This is a genomic window from Gemella sp. 27098_8_155 (assembly GCF_041433725.1).
Classification (GTDB): domain Bacteria; phylum Bacillota; class Bacilli; order Staphylococcales; family Gemellaceae; genus Gemella; species Gemella haemolysans_D.
In genome coordinates this window covers 41,435-60,322 of sequence record NZ_JAPWCA010000002.1, presented here as the reverse complement: position 1 = coordinate 60,322, position 18,888 = coordinate 41,435, and the positions used below count along the sequence as shown (strand labels likewise).

Annotated in this window: 16 protein-coding genes; 12 read left to right on the top strand and 4 right to left on the bottom strand. The window is 29.7% G+C overall.

Annotated elements, in window-relative coordinates; all coding sequences use genetic code 11:
* The first annotated feature begins 57 nt into the window (after positions 1 to 57).
* The 10 genes from ftsY (at position 58) to O5Y44_RS01280 (ending at position 11,896) form a co-directional block, all read left to right on the top strand.
* The gene (gene ftsY, locus O5Y44_RS01325; protein WP_271965057.1) at positions 58 to 1,122 is read left to right on the top strand and encodes a signal recognition particle-docking protein FtsY; all 1,065 of its coding nucleotides are present in this window, start codon (positions 58 to 60) and stop codon (positions 1,120 to 1,122) included.
* A 283-nt stretch (positions 1,123 to 1,405) separates the two neighbouring features.
* Positions 1,406 to 1,909: a PTS sugar transporter subunit IIA gene (locus tag O5Y44_RS01320; RefSeq protein WP_271965058.1), complete on the top strand. Its 504-nt coding sequence runs from the start codon at positions 1,406 to 1,408 to the stop codon at positions 1,907 to 1,909.
* Between the two features lie 39 nt (positions 1,910 to 1,948).
* Entirely contained in the window at positions 1,949 to 3,385 is a 1,437-nt protein-coding gene (locus tag O5Y44_RS01315; RefSeq protein ID WP_371465272.1) for a hypothetical protein, read from the top strand.
* Between the two features lie 10 nt (positions 3,386 to 3,395).
* Positions 3,396 to 3,596 (top strand): YqgQ family protein, encoded by a 201-nt coding sequence (locus tag O5Y44_RS01310; protein ID WP_003146438.1) that lies wholly within the window; start codon positions 3,396 to 3,398, stop codon positions 3,594 to 3,596.
* A 10-nt stretch (positions 3,597 to 3,606) separates the two neighbouring features.
* On the top strand, positions 3,607 to 3,891 hold the full coding sequence (locus tag O5Y44_RS01305) for a DUF1507 family protein (protein WP_271965060.1): 285 nt from the start codon (positions 3,607 to 3,609) through the stop codon (positions 3,889 to 3,891).
* Position 3,892: 1 nt separating this feature from the next.
* Positions 3,893 to 5,107, top strand: coding sequence for an FtsW/RodA/SpoVE family cell cycle protein (locus O5Y44_RS01300; RefSeq protein WP_271987811.1), 1,215 nt, complete (start codon positions 3,893 to 3,895; stop codon positions 5,105 to 5,107).
* A 319-nt stretch (positions 5,108 to 5,426) separates the two neighbouring features.
* Positions 5,427 to 6,455 (top strand): tRNA preQ1(34) S-adenosylmethionine ribosyltransferase-isomerase QueA, encoded by a 1,029-nt coding sequence (gene queA, locus O5Y44_RS01295; RefSeq protein ID WP_371465269.1) that lies wholly within the window; start codon positions 5,427 to 5,429, stop codon positions 6,453 to 6,455.
* 21 nt (positions 6,456 to 6,476) lie between these two features.
* The gene (tgt, locus tag O5Y44_RS01290) at positions 6,477 to 7,631 is read left to right on the top strand and encodes a tRNA guanosine(34) transglycosylase Tgt (RefSeq protein ID WP_271965064.1); all 1,155 of its coding nucleotides are present in this window, start codon (positions 6,477 to 6,479) and stop codon (positions 7,629 to 7,631) included.
* Positions 7,632 to 7,721: 90 nt separating this feature from the next.
* Positions 7,722 to 7,985 (top strand): preprotein translocase subunit YajC, encoded by a 264-nt coding sequence (gene yajC, locus O5Y44_RS01285; RefSeq protein ID WP_271965065.1) that lies wholly within the window; start codon positions 7,722 to 7,724, stop codon positions 7,983 to 7,985.
* Between the two features lie 377 nt (positions 7,986 to 8,362).
* Positions 8,363 to 11,896 (top strand): Rib/alpha-like domain-containing protein, encoded by a 3,534-nt coding sequence (locus tag O5Y44_RS01280; protein WP_371465267.1) that lies wholly within the window; start codon positions 8,363 to 8,365, stop codon positions 11,894 to 11,896.
* Between the two features lie 47 nt (positions 11,897 to 11,943).
* Here the strand turns inward: O5Y44_RS01280 and O5Y44_RS01275 are convergent, their stop codons facing one another.
* The 4 genes from O5Y44_RS01275 to glyA form a co-directional block, all read right to left on the bottom strand.
* Positions 11,944 to 12,414: an S-ribosylhomocysteine lyase gene (locus O5Y44_RS01275; protein ID WP_048802077.1), complete on the bottom strand. Its 471-nt coding sequence runs from the start codon at positions 12,412 to 12,414 to the stop codon at positions 11,944 to 11,946.
* Positions 12,415 to 12,529: 115 nt separating this feature from the next.
* Positions 12,530 to 13,843: a uracil-xanthine permease family protein gene (locus O5Y44_RS01270; RefSeq protein ID WP_271986865.1), complete on the bottom strand. Its 1,314-nt coding sequence runs from the start codon at positions 13,841 to 13,843 to the stop codon at positions 12,530 to 12,532.
* 36 nt (positions 13,844 to 13,879) lie between these two features.
* Entirely contained in the window at positions 13,880 to 15,238 is a 1,359-nt protein-coding gene (gene guaD, locus O5Y44_RS01265; RefSeq protein WP_271986866.1) for a guanine deaminase, read from the bottom strand.
* Between the two features lie 188 nt (positions 15,239 to 15,426).
* Positions 15,427 to 16,644, bottom strand: a complete 1,218-nt coding sequence (glyA, locus tag O5Y44_RS01260) for a serine hydroxymethyltransferase (RefSeq protein ID WP_371465264.1) — start codon at positions 16,642 to 16,644, stop codon at positions 15,427 to 15,429.
* Positions 16,645 to 17,163: 519 nt separating this feature from the next.
* Here glyA and O5Y44_RS01255 point away from each other — a divergent pair.
* Together O5Y44_RS01255 and pth are read left to right on the top strand one after the other, a co-directional pair.
* Positions 17,164 to 18,114 (top strand): ribose-phosphate diphosphokinase, encoded by a 951-nt coding sequence (locus tag O5Y44_RS01255; protein WP_003146418.1) that lies wholly within the window; start codon positions 17,164 to 17,166, stop codon positions 18,112 to 18,114.
* Positions 18,115 to 18,209: 95 nt separating this feature from the next.
* A complete protein-coding gene (gene pth, locus O5Y44_RS01250) occupies positions 18,210 to 18,767 on the top strand; it encodes an aminoacyl-tRNA hydrolase (RefSeq protein ID WP_371465262.1) in 558 nt (185 codons plus the stop codon).
* The last annotated feature ends 121 nt before the right edge of the window (positions 18,768 to 18,888 follow it).

Sequence of the window (18,888 nt, the reverse complement as noted above, 5' to 3'; positions counted from 1 at the left end):
TTAAAGGGAGCTTAGTCTCCCTTTTATTATATAAAAAAGATATATAAGGAGTATCCAATGGCAAGCTTTTTTGAAAAATTAAAAGAAAAATTTTCTGCTAAGGAAGAATTAAATGAGGAACTGATTTCACTTGACGAATATGAAGAGTTCGTCGAGAGTCAGTTTGTAACTGAAAAATTTAAAAAAGGATTAAAAAAATCTCGTGATAACTTCTCTAATGCACTTAATAATTTAATTAGCTCATATAGAGAAATTAACGAAGAGTTTTTTGAAGATTTAGAGGAATTACTTATTCAATCGGATGTTAGTTATAATACCGTATTAGAATTAGTTGATTATTTAAAAGTTGAATCACAACGACAAAATCTAAAAGAACCAAGTGAGCTTCAAAGTATGATTATTGAGAAGTTGGTAGATGTTTACATGGAAGGAACTGTAAAATCTGAATTAAACTATGCACCAGAAAAAGAACTTTCAGTGTTCTTATTCGTGGGGGTAAATGGAGTAGGAAAAACTACATCTATCGGTAAGTTAGCTCATAACCTTAAGAAAGAAGGAAAAAAAGTACTTATAGCAGCTGGAGATACATTTAGAGCAGGGGCTATTGATCAACTTGATGTTTGGGCAAAACGTAGTGGTGCAGATATTGTGAAATCACATGAGGGAGCTGATTCAGCAGCGATTATCTTTGATGCTATTCAATCTGCTAAAGCAAAAGGTTATGATGTATTACTTTGTGATACAGCAGGTCGTCTGCAAAATAAAGATCATCTTATGAAAGAGCTTGAAAAAATTGTCCGTGTAATTAAAAAAGAAGTTCCAGAAGGACCACATGAAGTACTTTTAACAATAGATGCGACAACAGGCCAAAACGGTATACTACAAGCGAAAACATTTAAAGAAGTTAGTGATGTAACAGGTGTTATCCTTACTAAACTTGATGGAACAGCTAAAGGTGGTATAGTTATCGCTATTAAGAAAGAACTAGGTATTCCAGTTAAACTTGTAGGTTTAGGGGAAAATATCGATGATTTAGAAGTGTTTGATCCTGAACAATATATTTATGGACTATTTTATCAAGAAAACTCTGAGAAAACTGAAGAACAATCGGACGCAGAATAGTAATTAAGAAATAGTTTGATTAATAAAATTTTAAAAAACTAAAAAGTTATAAGATTTTTTTAAATTTTCAGCTTTAATAAATATTTAAGAGAGATTTTTCATAAATTTGATATTCAAAATCATATTTGGAAAATCTCTCTTTTTTGTACTAATTTTAAATTAATAATTAAATAGAAATATTTTAGTATTAAATTTGAAATTATTTCCGAAAATTAATTGAAAAAATTGTAATAAAAGTATATAATATATATATTAAGAAGGTAAATATATATGGAGGATTGAGATGGGATTTTTATCTAAATTATTCGGAAAAAAAGAAGAGCAAGTAAATGAGGTTGTCTTAAGCTCATACATGAAAGGTAAAGTAGTAGATATTACAGAAGTACCGGACCCAGTATTTGCTCAAAAAATGATGGGAGATGGATTTGCTATTATTCCTGAAGAAGGGAAACTTATTTCACCAGTAGCTGGAGAAATTATCCAAGTATTCCCAACAAAACATGCTTTTGGAATTAAATCAGGAGATGTAGAAATTCTTATTCACGTAGGATTAGAAACGGTTGCTATGAAAGGTGAAGGTTTCGATGTAGCAGTATCTGCAGGAGATAGAGTTGAAGTAGGTCAAACTTTATTAACTTATGACTTAGAGTTAGTTAAAGAAAAAGCTAAAGACATTATTACTCCTTGTGTTATCACAAACATGGATGCAGTGGAAAATATCGAAGTATTAAAATTTAATGAAACTGTTGATTTCTCACAAGAAGTAGCAAAAGTAAAACTTAAATAGACCCAGGTCTATTTAAGTTTTACTATTAGTGGCGAAATTATGAATGATAAAAAATTTTGGAAGATTATATATCTGTACATAACGAAATATAATTATAGTATATTGTATTATCGTCCAGAAAAAAAAGATGTATGGCTTATTAATGAAGATAATGAATTAATAAGATTTATATACGGAGATAGTTTTAAATCAACAGAAATTGACAGTATTGTTTCTAATGTTATTAGAAATGAAGTTAGACTGAAAAAAATGTTTAAACTGAGTAGTTTAAAAATGAAAATCCTATACGTTTCTCCTGAATTTGATGATTTTATAGAAGATTACAAAAAGTATAGAATATCAAATAGCCTAATTATTGAACGTATTTTATATAATGAGAAAAACAGTAAGTTGTTTTTAAAAGAAAAAGATAAGAGTTTTATTGAAGGAACGCCTGACACTTTAAGATATAAAAATAGAGTGGTTGAATTATATAAGAGACAGACTTTAGATAGAAGTGTATTTAATGTAAAGTATAATATCTTATCAGGTCTTTATTTAATTTTATTCTTAATAAATTATTTTATAATTTATTTATCGAATAGACATAGCTCTGCATACCAATATATCGAGTATAGTTATCAGAAAATTATAAGCGGTCAATTTTATAGAGTATTTACTGGTGTTTTTACAGTAGATAACTCTATGAAATTATTAGTAATATTGGCAACACTCGGGGTGAGTTCAATACTATTTAATAAGTCTCTTAACATATTAAAAAGCATTGGAATATTATTAATAGTTTCCTTAGTATTAAATCTCCTGTTGATATTTGGATATTCAGGAACGCTAGATATTGCCCTGGTTTCAAATATTGCGCTTTTAGGTTCTATTTTTATGGGACAGCTTAGTAAAAAGAATGATAATTTGAAATTCATGTATTCTGGTGCGATCTCAATTGTCTATCTAGCCTTGGTTTCAATATTATTTGATACTTATATAGTTTTATATATTTTTTCTTTTGTATTAGGAGTATTTATAGAATTATTCTTAGTTAAGAAAAGAGTTTATATAGCACTAATTTGTATGGTAGTCTTTTGTCTGCTTGGTGAAATATTGTTATTCGCAGGTGTTAATACGAAAAGTATAATTAACAGATTTAGAGTTTCGAGGGTTGATAGTAGGTTGCTAAAAACATATAGTGATGAAGATATATTTAATTTAGAAACAGAATTAAACTCTAAGAATAAATCAGCTTTAACTTATTATGAGTTAGGCATGGTGAAGATGACGACTGCAACTAAACAAGATGCTAAAAAAGTTTTTCTTGAGGGAATAAATTTTGATGATTCTTTTGCACCGCTTTATTATAATTTAGCAATAATTGAACGCCAAGAAGGTAACTATTCAAAAGCAAAAGAGTATGCAAAAAGAGCTTATGAATTAGACGGTAGAGAAACTAATAAAAACCTAGTTGATGAATTGAGTAATTTTTAAGGTGATATAAATGAAAAATTTTTATGATTTACAACAATTTTTGAAATCATTTGGTATAATTATATATATGAAGGATAGAAAACATACATTAAGTATGGTAGAATATGAAGTGAGAGAATTAAGACGATTAGAATTAATTTCAAAAGAAGATTTTATAAGAGCAATTGCTATAATAAGACATGAAGTTAATTATGAATTATCAAAAGGATAGGTGATAAGAGATGGAAAATAACCTAATATTTATTAAGGTTCGTAGAAGAATAGAAGAAGATGTTGTGAAGATTGAAGAAATGATTAATGCTTGTGTATCGGTAAAAGGTCAGAGAAAATGTCCACTTTATCAAGATGTTATTGATACTCAAATATATGGTCTTACTAAAGAAATAAACTTAGCAGTAGAAATAGGTTGTATTTCACAAGAAGCTGGGCGCATAATTCTAGCTGATTTAGAAAATAAAGCTAGTGAAATGTACTCTAATATAGAAGAAGAAAGTAAAGCAAATTAATATGAATTTTGTAAGAAGAATACATAGATCAATTAAGCATGAGCGTAGACATGTAAGATTAGATTGGGTAGTGGCATTAACTCTTTTAGTATTGTTAATCTTAAGTTGCATGATGGTCTATAGTGCTAGTATGATAGGGAATAAATATGGTACCTTTACATCAGGTATTCCAGTAGGTGAAACATATTTCTTACGTAGACAAGCGATGTGGGCAGTACTAGCTTATATAGCGTTTCTAGTATTCTCTGTTGCAATACCTTTTGAAGTTTTTAAAAATAAAAGCTTTTTAATGAATGGATATCTAGTAATAGCATTTCTACTATTTGTACCTTTATTTATGCCATCAATAAATGGTGCTAGATCTTGGATAAGAATTGGTGCGTTCAGTTTTCAGCCATCAACTTTAGCACAGTTATTTATCATTATGTATATGGCATATATTTTAGAGACAAGAAAAGTTAAATTAAGACAAATTTGTACGAGTTCAGAATTACTAAAAATGTTTGGTATACCGCTAGGATTAGTTACTATAATAGCTCTACAAAATGATACTGGTATGATACTTATCACGTTGTCAGTTATGGGGATTATGACTTTATGTTCTAATATGCATTCTCAAAACATAAAAAAAATATTATCACTAGCGATAGTGGCAGGTGTGGCAGTATTGATGTTATTTATGTTGAAGAGTGCATTGTTCAGTAGCGGAACTTCGTATAGAACAAATCGACTTAAGGTTTTTCTTAATCCATTTTCAGATGACTTAGCTGCAGCCGCAGATCAGGTAATAAATTCATATGTTGCGTTTGGTAATGGTGGATTATTCGGTAGAGGATTAGGAAATTCTATCCAAAAACTAGGTTATTTACCAGAAGCACATACAGACTTTATACTTGCTATTATAGCTGAGGAGTTAGGTTTTATAGGAGTTTTATTCGTAGTTACTTTATTATTAATTATCATTGGAAAAGTAATATTTTCTGGTACAAAATCAAGAAATACTTTTTCAGCTATGTACTCATTAGGATTCGCAAGTCTATTAGTAGTACAGGGAGTAGTAAATATTGGTGGAGTTACGGCTTCTATCCCGATGACTGGAGTTCCACTACCATTTATAAGTAATGGTGGTAGTTCAATTCTTGTATTAAGTATTGGATTAGGAATAGCTACTAATATTTTATCCCATGTTAAATACTTAAGAAGTAATAAAAAATAATGATGATAAATCGGATTAATATTTTAAATATTGGTCCGATTTTTTTGATTGGGAGTGACTCGAAAATCATGATTTTGTAGAAATCGATTTTGTCGAGTCACCCCCGCACAGTTTATTAGACATCTAAATAGCTTTTATAAAACGAATTTAGATATCAATAAACCACTGCGTCTATGAGTTCTTATACGAGCTTTGTTAAAATTTTAGGACTTTTGGGTCAGCCCTAAAATTGAAAAATTTATATTTTATTATGATGAGACTTGCTAACTTATAATAATCAAGCTATAATAGTAAAGGTAACTTTTAAAGGAGATTATAGATGAAATTAGAACAATTTGATTTTTATTTACCAGAGGAACTTATTGCACAAACTCCTCTTTTAAAAAGAGATACTAGTAAATTACTGTGTGTAGATAGAAAAAGTGCTACACATGAACATAAAGTTTTTTCAGATATTATAGAATATTTTAATCCTGGTGACACTTTGGTATTAAATAATACTAGGGTAATGCCGGCACGTTTATATGGGGCAAAAAAAGATACAGGTGCTGCGATAGAAGTATTATTATTAAAAAACTTGGGACATAATGATTGGGAATGTCTAGTTAAGCCAGCCAAAAGAATAAAAGAGGGAAATATTGTATCTTTTGGTGATGGAATAATGGAGGCGGTGTGTACAAAGGTACTTGATGATGGATTTAGACATTTTGAATTTGTTTACGAAGGAATATTCCAAGAAAGACTAGATGAACTAGGTACAATGCCTTTACCCCCGTATATAAAAGAAAGATTAACTGATAAAGAAAGATATCAAACAGTTTATTCTAAAGAAGTAGGAAGTTCAGCTGCTCCAACTGCTGGCCTTCACTTTACAAATGAATTATTAGATCGAATTAAGGAAAAAGGCGTAAATATTGCGTATTTAACTCTTCATGTGGGGTTAGGGACATTTAGACCAGTTGCTGTAGAGAATATAGAAGATCACGATATGCATTCAGAATATTATACTCTAGATGAAAAAACAGCGGAACTTATTAATAAAACAAAAGAAAATGGAGGAAGAGTATTTTCTGTAGGTACCACTTCAACAAGAACATTAGAAACAATTGCTCGAGACAATAATGGAAAAATAGTTGCAGCATCAGGTTGGACAAATATTTTCATCTATCCGGGATTTGAATTTAAATGTGTTGATGGATTAATCACTAACTTTCATCTACCAAAATCATCATTAATAATGCTTGTTAGTGCATTTTATGATAGAGAAAAAGTTTTAGAATTATATAATATAGCAGTTGAAAACAAATATCGTTTCTTCAGTTTTGGAGACGCGATGATAATAATATAGTTATTGAAAGGAAATTTTTAAATGAGAGATGTTAAAGAAAATGCAGTTTGGTATGAGCATATAAAGACATGTAAGCAGTCAGGTGCAAGATTAGGTATTGTTCATACTCCACACGGTAGCTTCGAAACACCAGTATTTATGCCGGTTGGAACACAAGCTACAGTAAAAGCAATGTCACCAGAAGAAGTAAAAGGAATGGGTGCTGATATTATTTTATCTAATACATATCACCTTTGGTTACGCCCTGGTGAAGAAATTGTTGAAAAAGCAGGTGGACTTCACAAATTTATGAATTGGGATGGAAGCATCCTAACAGACTCAGGTGGATTCCAAGTATTTTCTCTTAGTGAAATGAGAAAAATTGAGGAAGAGGGAGTTCATTTTAAAAATCATCTGTCGGGAGAAAAATTATTCTTGTCACCTGAAAAAGCAATGCATATTCAAAATGCTTTAGGTTCAGATATAATGATGGCTTTTGATGAATGTCCAGACTATAATCATGACTATAAATATATTCGTCAATCAGTAGAAAGAACTAGTCGTTGGGCTGAGAGATGTCTAGAAGCACATAAAAATCCAAAAACACAAAGTATTTTTGGTATAGTTCAAGGAGCAGGATTTAATGATTTGCGTGAACAAAGTGCTAAAGATTTAGTAAGTATGGATTTTCCAGGTTATGCTATCGGAGGTTTATCGGTTGGTGAACCAAAACATGAAATGTACAGAGTTTTAGAGCATGTTACGCCATTATTACCAGCTAATAAAGCAAGATATTTAATGGGGGTAGGATCACCTGATGCACTATTTGAAGGAGTACTTAGAGGAGTAGATATGTTTGACTGTGTACTACCTACGCGTATTGCACGTAATGGAACATGTATGACTTCTGCTGGACGTGTTGTAGTTAAGAATGCTAAGTATGCGGAGGACTTTACACCACTTGATCCAGAATGTTCATGCTATTGCTGTAAAAATTATACAAAAGCATATCTTCGTCATTTATTTAAAGCTGATGAAATATTTGGTGCTAGACTAGCGACTACTCATAATATTCATTTCTTAATTAATATGATGAAAGATATTCGTCAAGCTATTAGAGAAGATAGATTACTAGATTTCAAAGAAGAATTCTTTGAAAAATATGGATTAAATCAAGAAAATCCTAAGAATTTCTAATAATCTAGTAAAAAAAATATGATAAAAGGTTTATTTTTTACTTCTTATATAGTAGAATAAACATATATTATAAATAAACGGAGGTAAAACATGCAAGGTTCATATATTAATATTATTATGATAGTATTTCTTTTTGGATTCATGTACTTCATGATTATTAGACCACAATCTAAAAGAAATAAAGAATTAAAACTTCTACAAGATTCATTAAAAGAAGGAGATAGAATCGTAACTTTCGCTGGAATTTACGGAGATATCGTTGAAGTAGGGACAGTAACAGTAAAAGTAAGAATTGCACCAAAAGTAGAAATCGAAATAGATCGTAATGCTATTCGTAGCTTAGCTGCAAAATAATAAATATTTAAGCGGATTATATTAATAATCCGCTTATTTTTTTGGAAAAATTTTTTAATTTTATGGGAGTTTTGTTAAGTACATAGTGTATTAATTATTTTGAAATGTTATTATTTCTATAAGTATATTTGTTAGTATATAAATGCAATATTATAAAGAAAAGATAAAAACTAAATAAAAATTGTAATAAATAAATTAGATAGGTAAGAATTACGTCACTTCTAAAAAGTGAATTAATATAAAAATACTATTGAATTTAAGTTTGTTATATTTGATATTTTCATGTATACTTAAACAATATAGAGTAATTAGTTAACTTAAAATAATGTTAATTAAATTCTAAATACATATATTTAAGATGGAATCTTGGAGGGAATATGTTTAAAAATAATATTGATAAAAAAATAGTAAAATATGGAATAAAGAAACTTAGTTTAGGAATAGTATCAGTTGCAATAGGTACATTAGTATTTTTAGGTGGTTCAGCAAGTGCCCATGATGAAAATAGTTTAAATGAAGATGGTAACACAGTACATGAAAAACTTAAAATTTTAGAGAAAAATTCTGAAACTACTAATAATTTGGAAAATAAAACTGCTAAAGAAAGTAATAATATTTCTAATGATAATACGAAATCCTCAGTAAGTGAAAATAATATAGAAAATAAGAATTTAGCTACAGATTCAACTTTAACTACTACAGTAAATGCAAAACCTGAAAAAAAAGATGTTACAACAAACTCAAGTTCTTCAAATTATAATTTAAATGTTCTAGATAAACGAATAGATGATAGTAGTGATATTGCTAATCTACTGACGAAGATAATTAATAAAAACTTAGAAGAAAATAAAGTTACAACTGAGGAAGTAGAAAATACTGTAGAACCTGTAGAAAAAGGAACAAAAATCATTTCTAGACTTACTAGCAAATATGCTGAAGATATAGCAAAAGGTTATATAGGATTAGAGGGAGGTAAGTACGATAGTTTAATTTATAAAAAGGCAATATTAAATCCTGATGGAGATGATGATGGAGATGGTATAGCAAATAAAGATGAATTATATATTTATAAAAAAGACGGACGTACTTATCTTGGGTATGATATTCATCCAAGACTTGCCGATACTGATGGAGATGGATTAAACGATAAAGAAGATAAAGATAAATTAATCTGGAATGTATCAGCAAGAGATATGGCCATGTTTATAAATTTAGTTTATGAGAATGATAAAAAAATAGATGATATTCTTAAAAAACAAGCTCCAGCAGGTACTCTTTCAAACAATATTCAAAAGATGACTAATAATGAGCTTGGACCATATTGGAGAGTAAAAGAAACATTTCATCAGGATAATGGTCTAGACGCGGTATTTTTTGAAACAACTAATAATTTTCCATTTTTAAAAGGTGATAATATCCAAGTTCTTGCTTTTGCAGGCACAAATGTTGCGCAAGCAGGGGATTTAAAAGCCGATTTAGCATTATTCTTTGGTAATGAATCAAATCAGAGTGAAGCAGCTATTCAATTAATGAAAAAAATAAAAAATGATAGTACAATTACAAATTTATATATCACTGGACACTCATTAGGTGGATATTTATCATTAAGAGCTACGGCAACGGCTGAAAAGGAAAAATTTGGGAAGTATAAACAAACTTATACGTTTAACGCTCCAAAAGTTAAGAGTGGTTGGTTATGGGGAGTTCCTAAGGATGATGTAAGAATTTCTGAAGAGCTTGCAAAAACTGGGAAGATAAAAAATTATTATACTGATAATGATAATATAATCCCTGGAAATCTTCAGCCTAATAATAAAATAAGCATAGGTAAAAGTGCAGGAGCTCATTCATCAACGTCTTATTTTGAAAATAGAGTAAATTCAAATCCAGATTTTAATTTTGGAAAACGTCAAGGAATGGATGGAGTTGGATATCGTGATGAAAATATAAATAATTTAAGTATAATTGATCCAGAAAATGGAACATTGAGTAAGACGTTTTTACCAACTTTAGTAGATGATAAACCAGTATCTATAATGATAGGAGACAAACTTAAAGATAAGGATATAATCAGTAAAGTTAATAGAAATTTATTACCAGTTAATACTAAGTTATCATTAGTTTATAAAGATGAATTAACATCTTTGGGTATGAAATATGCTACAGTAAGAGTTGCATATTTAGATGATAATAGTAGTAATGACATCAATATTCCTATATCAGTAAATGAAGCAGATAAAAAAGAGCTGATATCTGTAGTCAATGCTGCTCAAAAATTAGTAGAGTCAGTTGTAGATTTATCAGATAAGACTAAAAAATCAGCTGAAAATTATAATTTATCAAAATCAACTTTAACAGAAAAATTGAAAGAAGCGGAAGCTACAATTTCGAATACACTTTCTCCACAACTTGCTATTAATAATATTACTAGAGAAATAGCTAGCTTAGGACTGGATGTTATAAATTCACGTGCTGCCTTAGAACTAACAGAAGCAGGAAAATATGAACCAAAACTTTTAAATGATGAAAAGATATTATTACATCAAGGAAGTAGTTTAAATGTAAATGAAGTAATTAATAAGATAGTTAAAGATAATATCCCACAAAATATAAACTATGAAATATTAAATTCTACAGATTTTGGAGAATTAGGAGATGTCAATGCAAGGGTAAGAATAACATATTCTGATGGTTCAAATGACATAGTTAATGTACCTATTAGAGTATATACAGATTCTAAAGGCGAACCAGTAGTACAAGAGGAGAAACCAGAACTAGTAATAAGTGAAAAAGGTGAGCCACTAGTACAAGAGGAGAAACCAGAACTAGTAATAAGTGAGAAAGGTGAGCCACTAGTACAAGAGGAGAAACCAGAACTAATAATAAGTGAGAAAGGTGAGCCACTAGTACAAGAGGAGAAACCAGAACTAGTAATAAGTGAGAAAGGTGAGCCACTAGTACAAGAGGAGAAACCAGAACTAGTAATAAGTGAGAAAGGCGAACCAGTAGTACAAGAGGAGAAACCAGAACTAGTAATAAGTGAGAAAGGCGAACCACTAGTGCAAGAGGAGAAACCAGAACTAGTAATAAGTGAGAAAGGTGAGCCACTGGTACAAGAAGAGAAACCAGAATTAGTGATAAGCGAGAAAGGTGAACCACTAGTACAAGAGGAGAATACTAAAGCCAATCTTGAATTACTAAAAAGTTTAAAACTTGGTGTGGAAGTCGAGTTGTTATCTAATATCAATAATATATCATTGAATGTTAAAAAAATTGAAAATAGCAATCAAATAAAAATGATTAGTAGGAAACTATCTGTAGAAAAAGATAAAATTAGGGTATTAGATTTAAAATTATCTAAAGATAATAATGAAGTACAACTTGAAAATGACAGAATAGTTCGTATAGCTTTATTAGAAAATGAAAGTAGTGAGATAAAGATTTATCATGTTGAGAAAAATGGAAGTCTAACATTAATTCCATCAGAAGTCAAAAATGGAATAGTTCAGTTTAATATAAATCATTTTAGTTTATTTGCAATTGTTGATTTTAGTAAAACTGAACCAATATCAGAAAAGGATAAACCAAGAGAAATTTCATTAGATGTTAAGAAAGAGATGAGCACTACAAATAAAATAAATGAGCAAGAAAATATAACTACATTTAGTAAAGACTTAAATTCAAAACCAAAAGAGGTAATACAGGTTGTTGAGGAAAAATATAATGTAAGAAATAACCAAGAAACTTCTAGCGGTAGTATTAAAGTTGAAAAGCTTGAATCTTTAAATAATAATTTCACACAAAATTCTATCCTTCCAAAAACCGGAGAAGATTCTTCAAACACAATTCCTATTGCAACTGGGTTAGGCTTAATTATAGGAGTTTTAGGTATTAGAAAATATAACAGATAATAAATAAAAATCAAACTGGTAAAAAATATCAGTTTGATTTTTTTATATTATTTACTAAAAACGTTTTTCCATTCAGAGCGTTTTTCTAAGAATTTTTTAGCTTCCATTTGAGCACCTTCTAAAGAGTGAGATGCAGCCCAACCACATTGTACTTCATTACATGCTGGTACTTCAGTAGCAACAAGAACATCTTCTAATGTTTTTGCTAGAGCTTCTTCAACTTCTTCGTAGCTGTCATTGTTAATTACTGATAAGTAGAATCCTGTTTGACATCCCATAGGTCCGAAATCTAATACATTATCAAGGTGATTTCTGATTAATTCAGCGATTAAATGTTCTAAAGAGTGAAGGTTTGGCATTTCTAAGTGTTCCTTGTTTGGTTGACAGAATCTAATATCATATTTATAAATTTTGTCCCCATTATCTCCAGAATAAACCCCAACTAATCTAATATAAGGTGCAACAACTTTAGTATGATCTAGGTTGAAACTTTCAACATTCATTTTCTTTTCAGTCATCTATATTTCTCCATTTCTTTAATTTTATTAGCAGTTATAATTATACTATATTTTTAAAAAATATAAAATAAATAAGAATAAAAACTGATGCTCATGGGAACATCAGTTTTATGTTTTATTTTTTCAACGGGATAAGTTTATTCATAATAATTGCTACAATTGCCCCAACTGCAATAGGAGAACCTATTAAGTATTGAAGTAATTGTGGAGCGCTAGCTTTTAATTCTGCTGGAATAAATAATAATCCAATTGTAAACATTAAAGGTACTCCGATAATGTATAATTCTCTTTCAGAGAAGTCTAAATCTTTAACAACTCTAAATCCATTTAATAAGATTATGATACATACTACAGAGAACACACCTCCGATTACAGCAGAAGGTATTGAATTAATAACTGCAGAAAGTTTACCTAAGAATGATAATCCGATAAACCAGAATGAAGCCATAACGAATACTTTTCTACTAGCTACACCAGTGATAGAAATAATACCAGCATTAGTAGAGTATCCAGTAACAGGAGTTGCACCAACTAAAGCAGCTGCTAAACATCCGATTCCTTCTCCGATTACACCTTTGTTAACTTGAGTATCGCTTAAAGGTTCGTTAATAACTGAACTTACAGCATACCAAGTTCCTGTTGTTTCAGCTAAAAGTACCATGTAGATAATAATCATTGTTATAATAGCTGAAATTTCAAAGTGTATGCTATAGTCTAAAAATAATAGTTTTGGCATTGAGAAAAAGCTAGCATCTTTAATTCCTTGAGTATTAAAACCTCCCATTAAATATGCAGAAAATGTTCCGATAGCTAAGGCTATAATTACTGAAGAAATTTGGAAAATTCTTTTGAATTTATTAACATAATTTCCTAATGTAGAAAATAGTATTAATGAAGCTGCTGTAATAAAAGCTAATAATACATTATGTTTCATAGTAAGACCGTTACCTTCAATGTAGATATTACTTACAAATGCTGAAGGAAGTAAAGTTAATCCTACGATCATAATTATTGTTCCACTAACGATAGATGGTATGTAATTTTTTACTATATATTTATAAATGCCAGAATATCCAAGTAAGATAACTAAAATAGCACCTACAATACTAGCACCTAGAACAGTACCAAGGTTTTTAGTTCCCATATAGATACCAATAATAGCACCTAGGGGAATAAATGATGGACCTTGACATACAGGTAGTTTTAAGTAGAATAAAACTTGAATTAATGAAGCAATACCAGCTCCTAAGAAAGTAGATTGAATTAATCCTGTAGCATCACCAGGTGATAGTGCAATTGCTGTTGCTAATATAAAAGGTGGTACATAAACGTCCATAGCTAAAACGTGTTGTAAACCTAAAATTAGGGATTGTGAAAATGGAATATTTTCTTCAACTCCTATTGTTAAATGATTTTTATTTTTTGACATAAAAACTTTTTTCTCCTTATGTTAAATTTAATTTTACTATTTTTTAAGAATTTGTTTACCTTGAACCCAAACTTCACGGATATTTTCTGAAGTAGAAAGATATAATATCTTTTGAAGAAGATGTTTATTTTCTTCATTATCTAGATAATTAGGAAGTTTATTGTTAGGTGTATTGATATCAATTACTTGGAAATCGCAAATATAACCTTCTTTAAAAAGCCCAAGTGGTAATTTTAATGCTTCACCACCGCCTGTAGTAGCAAGGTAGAATGCTTCAAATACACTCACTTTCGAATCTTGAGTACCGCGATTATTAGCATCCAGGCTATTGTCAACCCCGTCATTTAACATCCTACTAACCATGACTGTATGTTTTATGTTGTCATAAAGACTAGGGGAGAATCCTCCAGAAATATCAGTGCCTAAGCAGATGTTTAAGCCTTCTTTTTTTAGTTTATTAACAGGTAATACTGCATTTGCGAAATAAGAATTTGAGATTGGACAATGGCAAACTGAAGATTTTCTATGATTAAAGATCTTTACATCGTCAGAATTCACGAAGTTACCGTGAGCCATTATTGATTTATCAGTTAATAGACCAAATTGATCTAAAACTTCGGTATCTCTTTTTCCAAAACGTTCAAAAACATAATTATGCTCCCAATCACTTTCACTACAATGACTTTGTATATAGCAGTTATATTTCTTTGCTAATTTTCCTAACTCTAAAAGAGCAGCATCTGTACAACTTGGAACAAAACGAGGAGTAATAACTGGATATACACCTTGAGGAACATCTTTTGAAAGATTATGTACATCATTAATAAACTTTTCAGTATTTTCAATCGCTTCTTTTGTACTATTATCACGGTAAAAGTCAGGATTCATATTTTTATCATCCATAACGACTTTTCCTACGAAGCCTCTTTGACCAGAGTTAGCACAGATTTTTGCTAATTCCAAAGTAGCTTCATTATGAATAGTTCCAAAATACATTGCAGAAGTAGTACCATTCGCTAATAATGTTTTGACCAAATCGGTATACACTTCTCTAGCATAATTGATATCTTTATATTTCGATTCTAAAGGAAACGTGAAATTATTTAACCAATAGCTTAATTCATCATCCAGTGCAAGACCAGCTTGTGGCCATTGAGGAGCATGGATGTGCAAATCGATAAAACCAGGTAAAAGAACTTTATCTTTAAAATCAAAAAAGTTACTTTCATGTGAGTATTGATTTAAAATTTGTTGATAATTTTCATCTTCTTTATTAATAATTTCAGAAATAATTCCATTTTCAGAAACTAAAAGTACAGCTTGTTCCAGAAATTCAATTTCTCCATACTTTGGGCTATGAAAAAAAGATGCTTTAATAAATTTTTTGGTTTTCATATTTTTGTTTCTCCTAAAGAATTTTTATAAATATAACATATAAAACGAACGATGTCAATAAAAAAATTAAATTATTAAAACTTATTTTCTAAATAACGAACGATATATACTTCTATAAAAATTAAAGTTCGTAAAAAAACGACGAAGAATGTTTACTTCGTCGTTTCAAAATTTATTATATCATTTTGTTATCTAAATTCTTTTCTTTCTTTAGAAACTAGTGTAGCCACTCTTTCTTGAGCTTTTTCTAAGTAGCTTTCTCCATTTTTTAGTAAATCACAAATAATATTTGTAATTTCAACAAAATCTTCTTCTACATATCCTTTAGTAGTCATTGCCGCAGCCCCTAAACGAAGGCCACTAGTTTTCATTGGAGGTAATGTATCAAATGGAATACCATTTTTATTACAAGTGATTTTAGCTCTACTTAATAAATCACTAGCATCATGTCCTGTTACGTTATAAGTAGAATATGTATCGATTAGACACAGGTGATTATCACTACCGTTAGAAACTACAGGAATATTGTTAGCTTTAAATGCTTCAACCATAACCTTCATGTTTTTTACAACTTGTTGTTGGTATACTTTAAATTCTGGTTTAAGTGCTTCAGCAAAACAAATTGCTTTTGCTGCAACAACGTGTTCTAGTGGACCACCTTGAGCTCCAGGGAAAATCATCTTATTAATTTTAACAGCAATTTCCTCGTTATTAGTAAGGATAATACCTCCACGAGGTCCCCTTAATGTTTTATGTGTAGTAGATGTAACGACATCAGCATATGGTATTGGATTAGGGTGTAATCCTGCTGCTACAAGTCCAGCTATATGAGCCATATCTACCATTAAATAAGCGCCAACTTCATCAGCAATTTCTCTAAATTTTGCAAAGTCAATAATACGAGAATATGCACTTGAACCAGCAATAATCATTTTTGGTTTATGTTCTTTTGCGATACGTAGTACTTCGTCATAATCAATAAGGTGAGTATCTTTTGTTACACCGTATGAAACTGAATTGAATAATTTTCCAGAGAAGTTAACTTTACTACCGTGAGTTAAGTGCCCACCTGCATCCATGCTCATTCCTAAAACAGTATCCCCAGGTGTAAGAAGAGATAAGTATACAGCAATATTTGCACTTGATCCTGAGTGTGCTTGAACATTTACGAATTTAGCATCGTAAAGTTCTTTTAATCTATCTATAGCAAGACTTTCAATTTCATCAATAACTTCACATCCGTCATAATACCTTTTTCCAGGATATCCTTCAGCATATTTGTTAGTTAGAATACTTCCTGTAGCTTTTAGGATATCTTTAGAAACAAAGTTTTCACTAGCAATAAGCTCAATATTAGTATCTTGTCTATGTTGTTCTTTTTCAATTAATTCAAAAATTTTATCCATAATGAATCTCCTTTTTTTATATTTTTTAGAATAACTGGAATTTATATTTTTATAAATATAAACTTATAAATAAATGTATGTATATTAGAAACTATGTTAACTCACAAAAATAGTACTAGTTTAAAAAATAAATATTTATAAATTAGTTGTTATTCATTGTCTTATAATAATAGCATAGTATTAAAAATAAATAAACTAAAAAATAAAAAAAATAGTCAAAATTATTAAAAAATTTAATTAATGATATGAAAATGCGAACATTAAATGTAAAATAAGTAAAAAATTTAAAATCACTAGTACAGATTATGAATTATTTGTAAGATTGAAAGGAGATATGTATAAAATATATAATAATATAGTTCTATAGAAAGAAGAATAAATATAAATAGTAAAAAAATTAGTGAATTTTAATTGGTCTATACTTGATAACAGTAGAAATTATCAAATATTTATGCTATAATAATTAACGGAATACATCTGTATTACTATCGAACCAAATTTTAAGGAGAAAAATTTAATATGCTTGTAGATAAACCATTAAAGCTGTTTTCATTAAATGCTAATATTCCATTAGCAAAACAAGTAGCGAAGTCACTAGGAGTAGAATTAAGCAAATGTAGTGTAAAGAAATTTAGTGACGGAGAGGTTTCAATTAATATAGAGGAAAGTGTACGTGGTAGTGAAGTTTTCGTACTTCAATCAACTAGTGGTCCTGTAAATGACAATTTGATGACTTTATTAATTATGATAGATGCGCTTAAACGTGCATCAGTGGACACTATTAACGTTGTAATCCCTTATTATGGATATGCACGTCAAGACAGAAAAGCAAGAAGTCGTGAACCAATCACAGCTAAATTAGTAGCTAACTTATTAGAAGTAGCAGGAGCAGATCGTGTAATTGCATTAGATCTTCACGCACTTCAAATTCAAGGATTCTTTGATATTCCGGTTGATCACCTTATGTGTGTACCAATTATTGCAAAATATTTCAAAGAAAAACTTCCAGATATGGAAGAAGTTGTTGTTGTATCACCAGACCACGGTGGTGTAACACGTGCTAGAAAATTAGCAGATGCATTAAATACGCCAATCGCAATTATCGATAAGAGAAGACCAAAACCAAATGTTGCTGAAGTTATGAATATTGTAGGTAACATTGAAGGAAAAACATGTATTCTTATTGATGATATTATCGATACAGCGGGAACAATTACTTTAGGAGCTCAAGCACTTAAAGATAGAGGAGCAAAAGAAGTATATGCAAGTTGCTCGCATGCTGTATTAAGTGGACAAGCATTAGATAGAATTGAAAATTCTCCAATTAAAGAGTTAGTATATGCTAACACAATTGATATACCAGAAGAGAAAAAATTAGATAAAATGGTACCGTTATGTGTAGGTGATTTAATTGCTAAAGCTATTTACAAAATTCACAATAACGAACCTGTAAGTGTTCTTTTTGAATAATCATTAATTAAATTAATTTTTAAAGAAGGCAGCGGTGTCCGTTGCCTTCTTTAAGTCGTATATTCGATAGTAAAAAATAAAAGTGAGGATAATTTATGAAATTAATAGTTGGATTAGGTAATCCAGGTAAACAGTATGAAAATACAAGACATAATATTGGATTTATGGTGCTTGATGAACTAGCTAAATCTTGGAATGTAAGTTTTGATAAAACGAAATTTAACGCCGAATATGCTATAGCATATCACAATGGAATTAAATATTTATTAGTAAAGCCAACAACGTATATGAATCTTTCAGGAGAAGCAGTAGGTAAGTTTTACGATTATTTTGAAATTGATATTGAAGATATATTAATAATTTATGACGATTTAGATACAAAAACTGCAAACTTTAAATTAAAAGCTAAGGGAAGTAGTGGTGGTCATAATGGAATTAAGAGTATTATTAGCCACTTAGGAACAGAGAAATTCAATAGATTAAAAATTGGAATAGATAGACCAATACCGCCAATGAAAGTAGTTGATTATGTCTTAGGAAGATTCTCAAAAGACGAAATGAATGAAATTGAAAAAATCTATTCTAAGAGTATAAACTGTATTGAAGATTTCTCAAAAATGAGTTTCGTAGATCTAATGAATAAATATAATTAAAAACAATTGCAGCAAAAGGTGCATCCCAGAAGTCCTAAATTTTAAAAGTTTATATGTAATTTATAGGTGAAGTGGACTATAGATATCTAAATATTCCTTATAAAAGTATGTTAGATATCTA

Bases quoted from the DNA above. Each gene is read 5' to 3' on its own strand.
- ftsY (WP_271965057.1), top strand. From the start codon at position 58: ATGGCAAGCTTTTTTGAAAAATTAAAAGAAAAATTTTCTGCTAAGGAA.
- O5Y44_RS01320 (WP_271965058.1), top strand. From the start codon at position 1,406: ATGGGATTTTTATCTAAATTATTCGGAAAAAAAGAAGAGCAAGTAAAT.
- O5Y44_RS01315 (WP_371465272.1), top strand. From the start codon at position 1,949: ATGAATGATAAAAAATTTTGGAAGATTATATATCTGTACATAACGAAA.
- O5Y44_RS01310 (WP_003146438.1), top strand. From the start codon at position 3,396: ATGAAAAATTTTTATGATTTACAACAATTTTTGAAATCATTTGGTATA.
- O5Y44_RS01305 (WP_271965060.1), top strand. From the start codon at position 3,607: ATGGAAAATAACCTAATATTTATTAAGGTTCGTAGAAGAATAGAAGAA.
- O5Y44_RS01300 (WP_271987811.1), top strand. From the start codon at position 3,893: ATGAATTTTGTAAGAAGAATACATAGATCAATTAAGCATGAGCGTAGA.
- queA (WP_371465269.1), top strand. From the start codon at position 5,427: ATGAAATTAGAACAATTTGATTTTTATTTACCAGAGGAACTTATTGCA.
- tgt (WP_271965064.1), top strand. From the start codon at position 6,477: ATGAGAGATGTTAAAGAAAATGCAGTTTGGTATGAGCATATAAAGACA.
- yajC (WP_271965065.1), top strand. From the start codon at position 7,722: ATGCAAGGTTCATATATTAATATTATTATGATAGTATTTCTTTTTGGA.
- O5Y44_RS01280 (WP_371465267.1), top strand. From the start codon at position 8,363: ATGTTTAAAAATAATATTGATAAAAAAATAGTAAAATATGGAATAAAG.
- O5Y44_RS01275 (WP_048802077.1), bottom strand. From the start codon at position 12,414: ATGACTGAAAAGAAAATGAATGTTGAAAGTTTCAACCTAGATCATACT.
- O5Y44_RS01270 (WP_271986865.1), bottom strand. From the start codon at position 13,843: ATGTCAAAAAATAAAAATCATTTAACAATAGGAGTTGAAGAAAATATT.
- guaD (WP_271986866.1), bottom strand. From the start codon at position 15,238: ATGAAAACCAAAAAATTTATTAAAGCATCTTTTTTTCATAGCCCAAAG.
- glyA (WP_371465264.1), bottom strand. From the start codon at position 16,644: ATGGATAAAATTTTTGAATTAATTGAAAAAGAACAACATAGACAAGAT.
- O5Y44_RS01255 (WP_003146418.1), top strand. From the start codon at position 17,164: ATGCTTGTAGATAAACCATTAAAGCTGTTTTCATTAAATGCTAATATT.
- pth (WP_371465262.1), top strand. From the start codon at position 18,210: ATGAAATTAATAGTTGGATTAGGTAATCCAGGTAAACAGTATGAAAAT.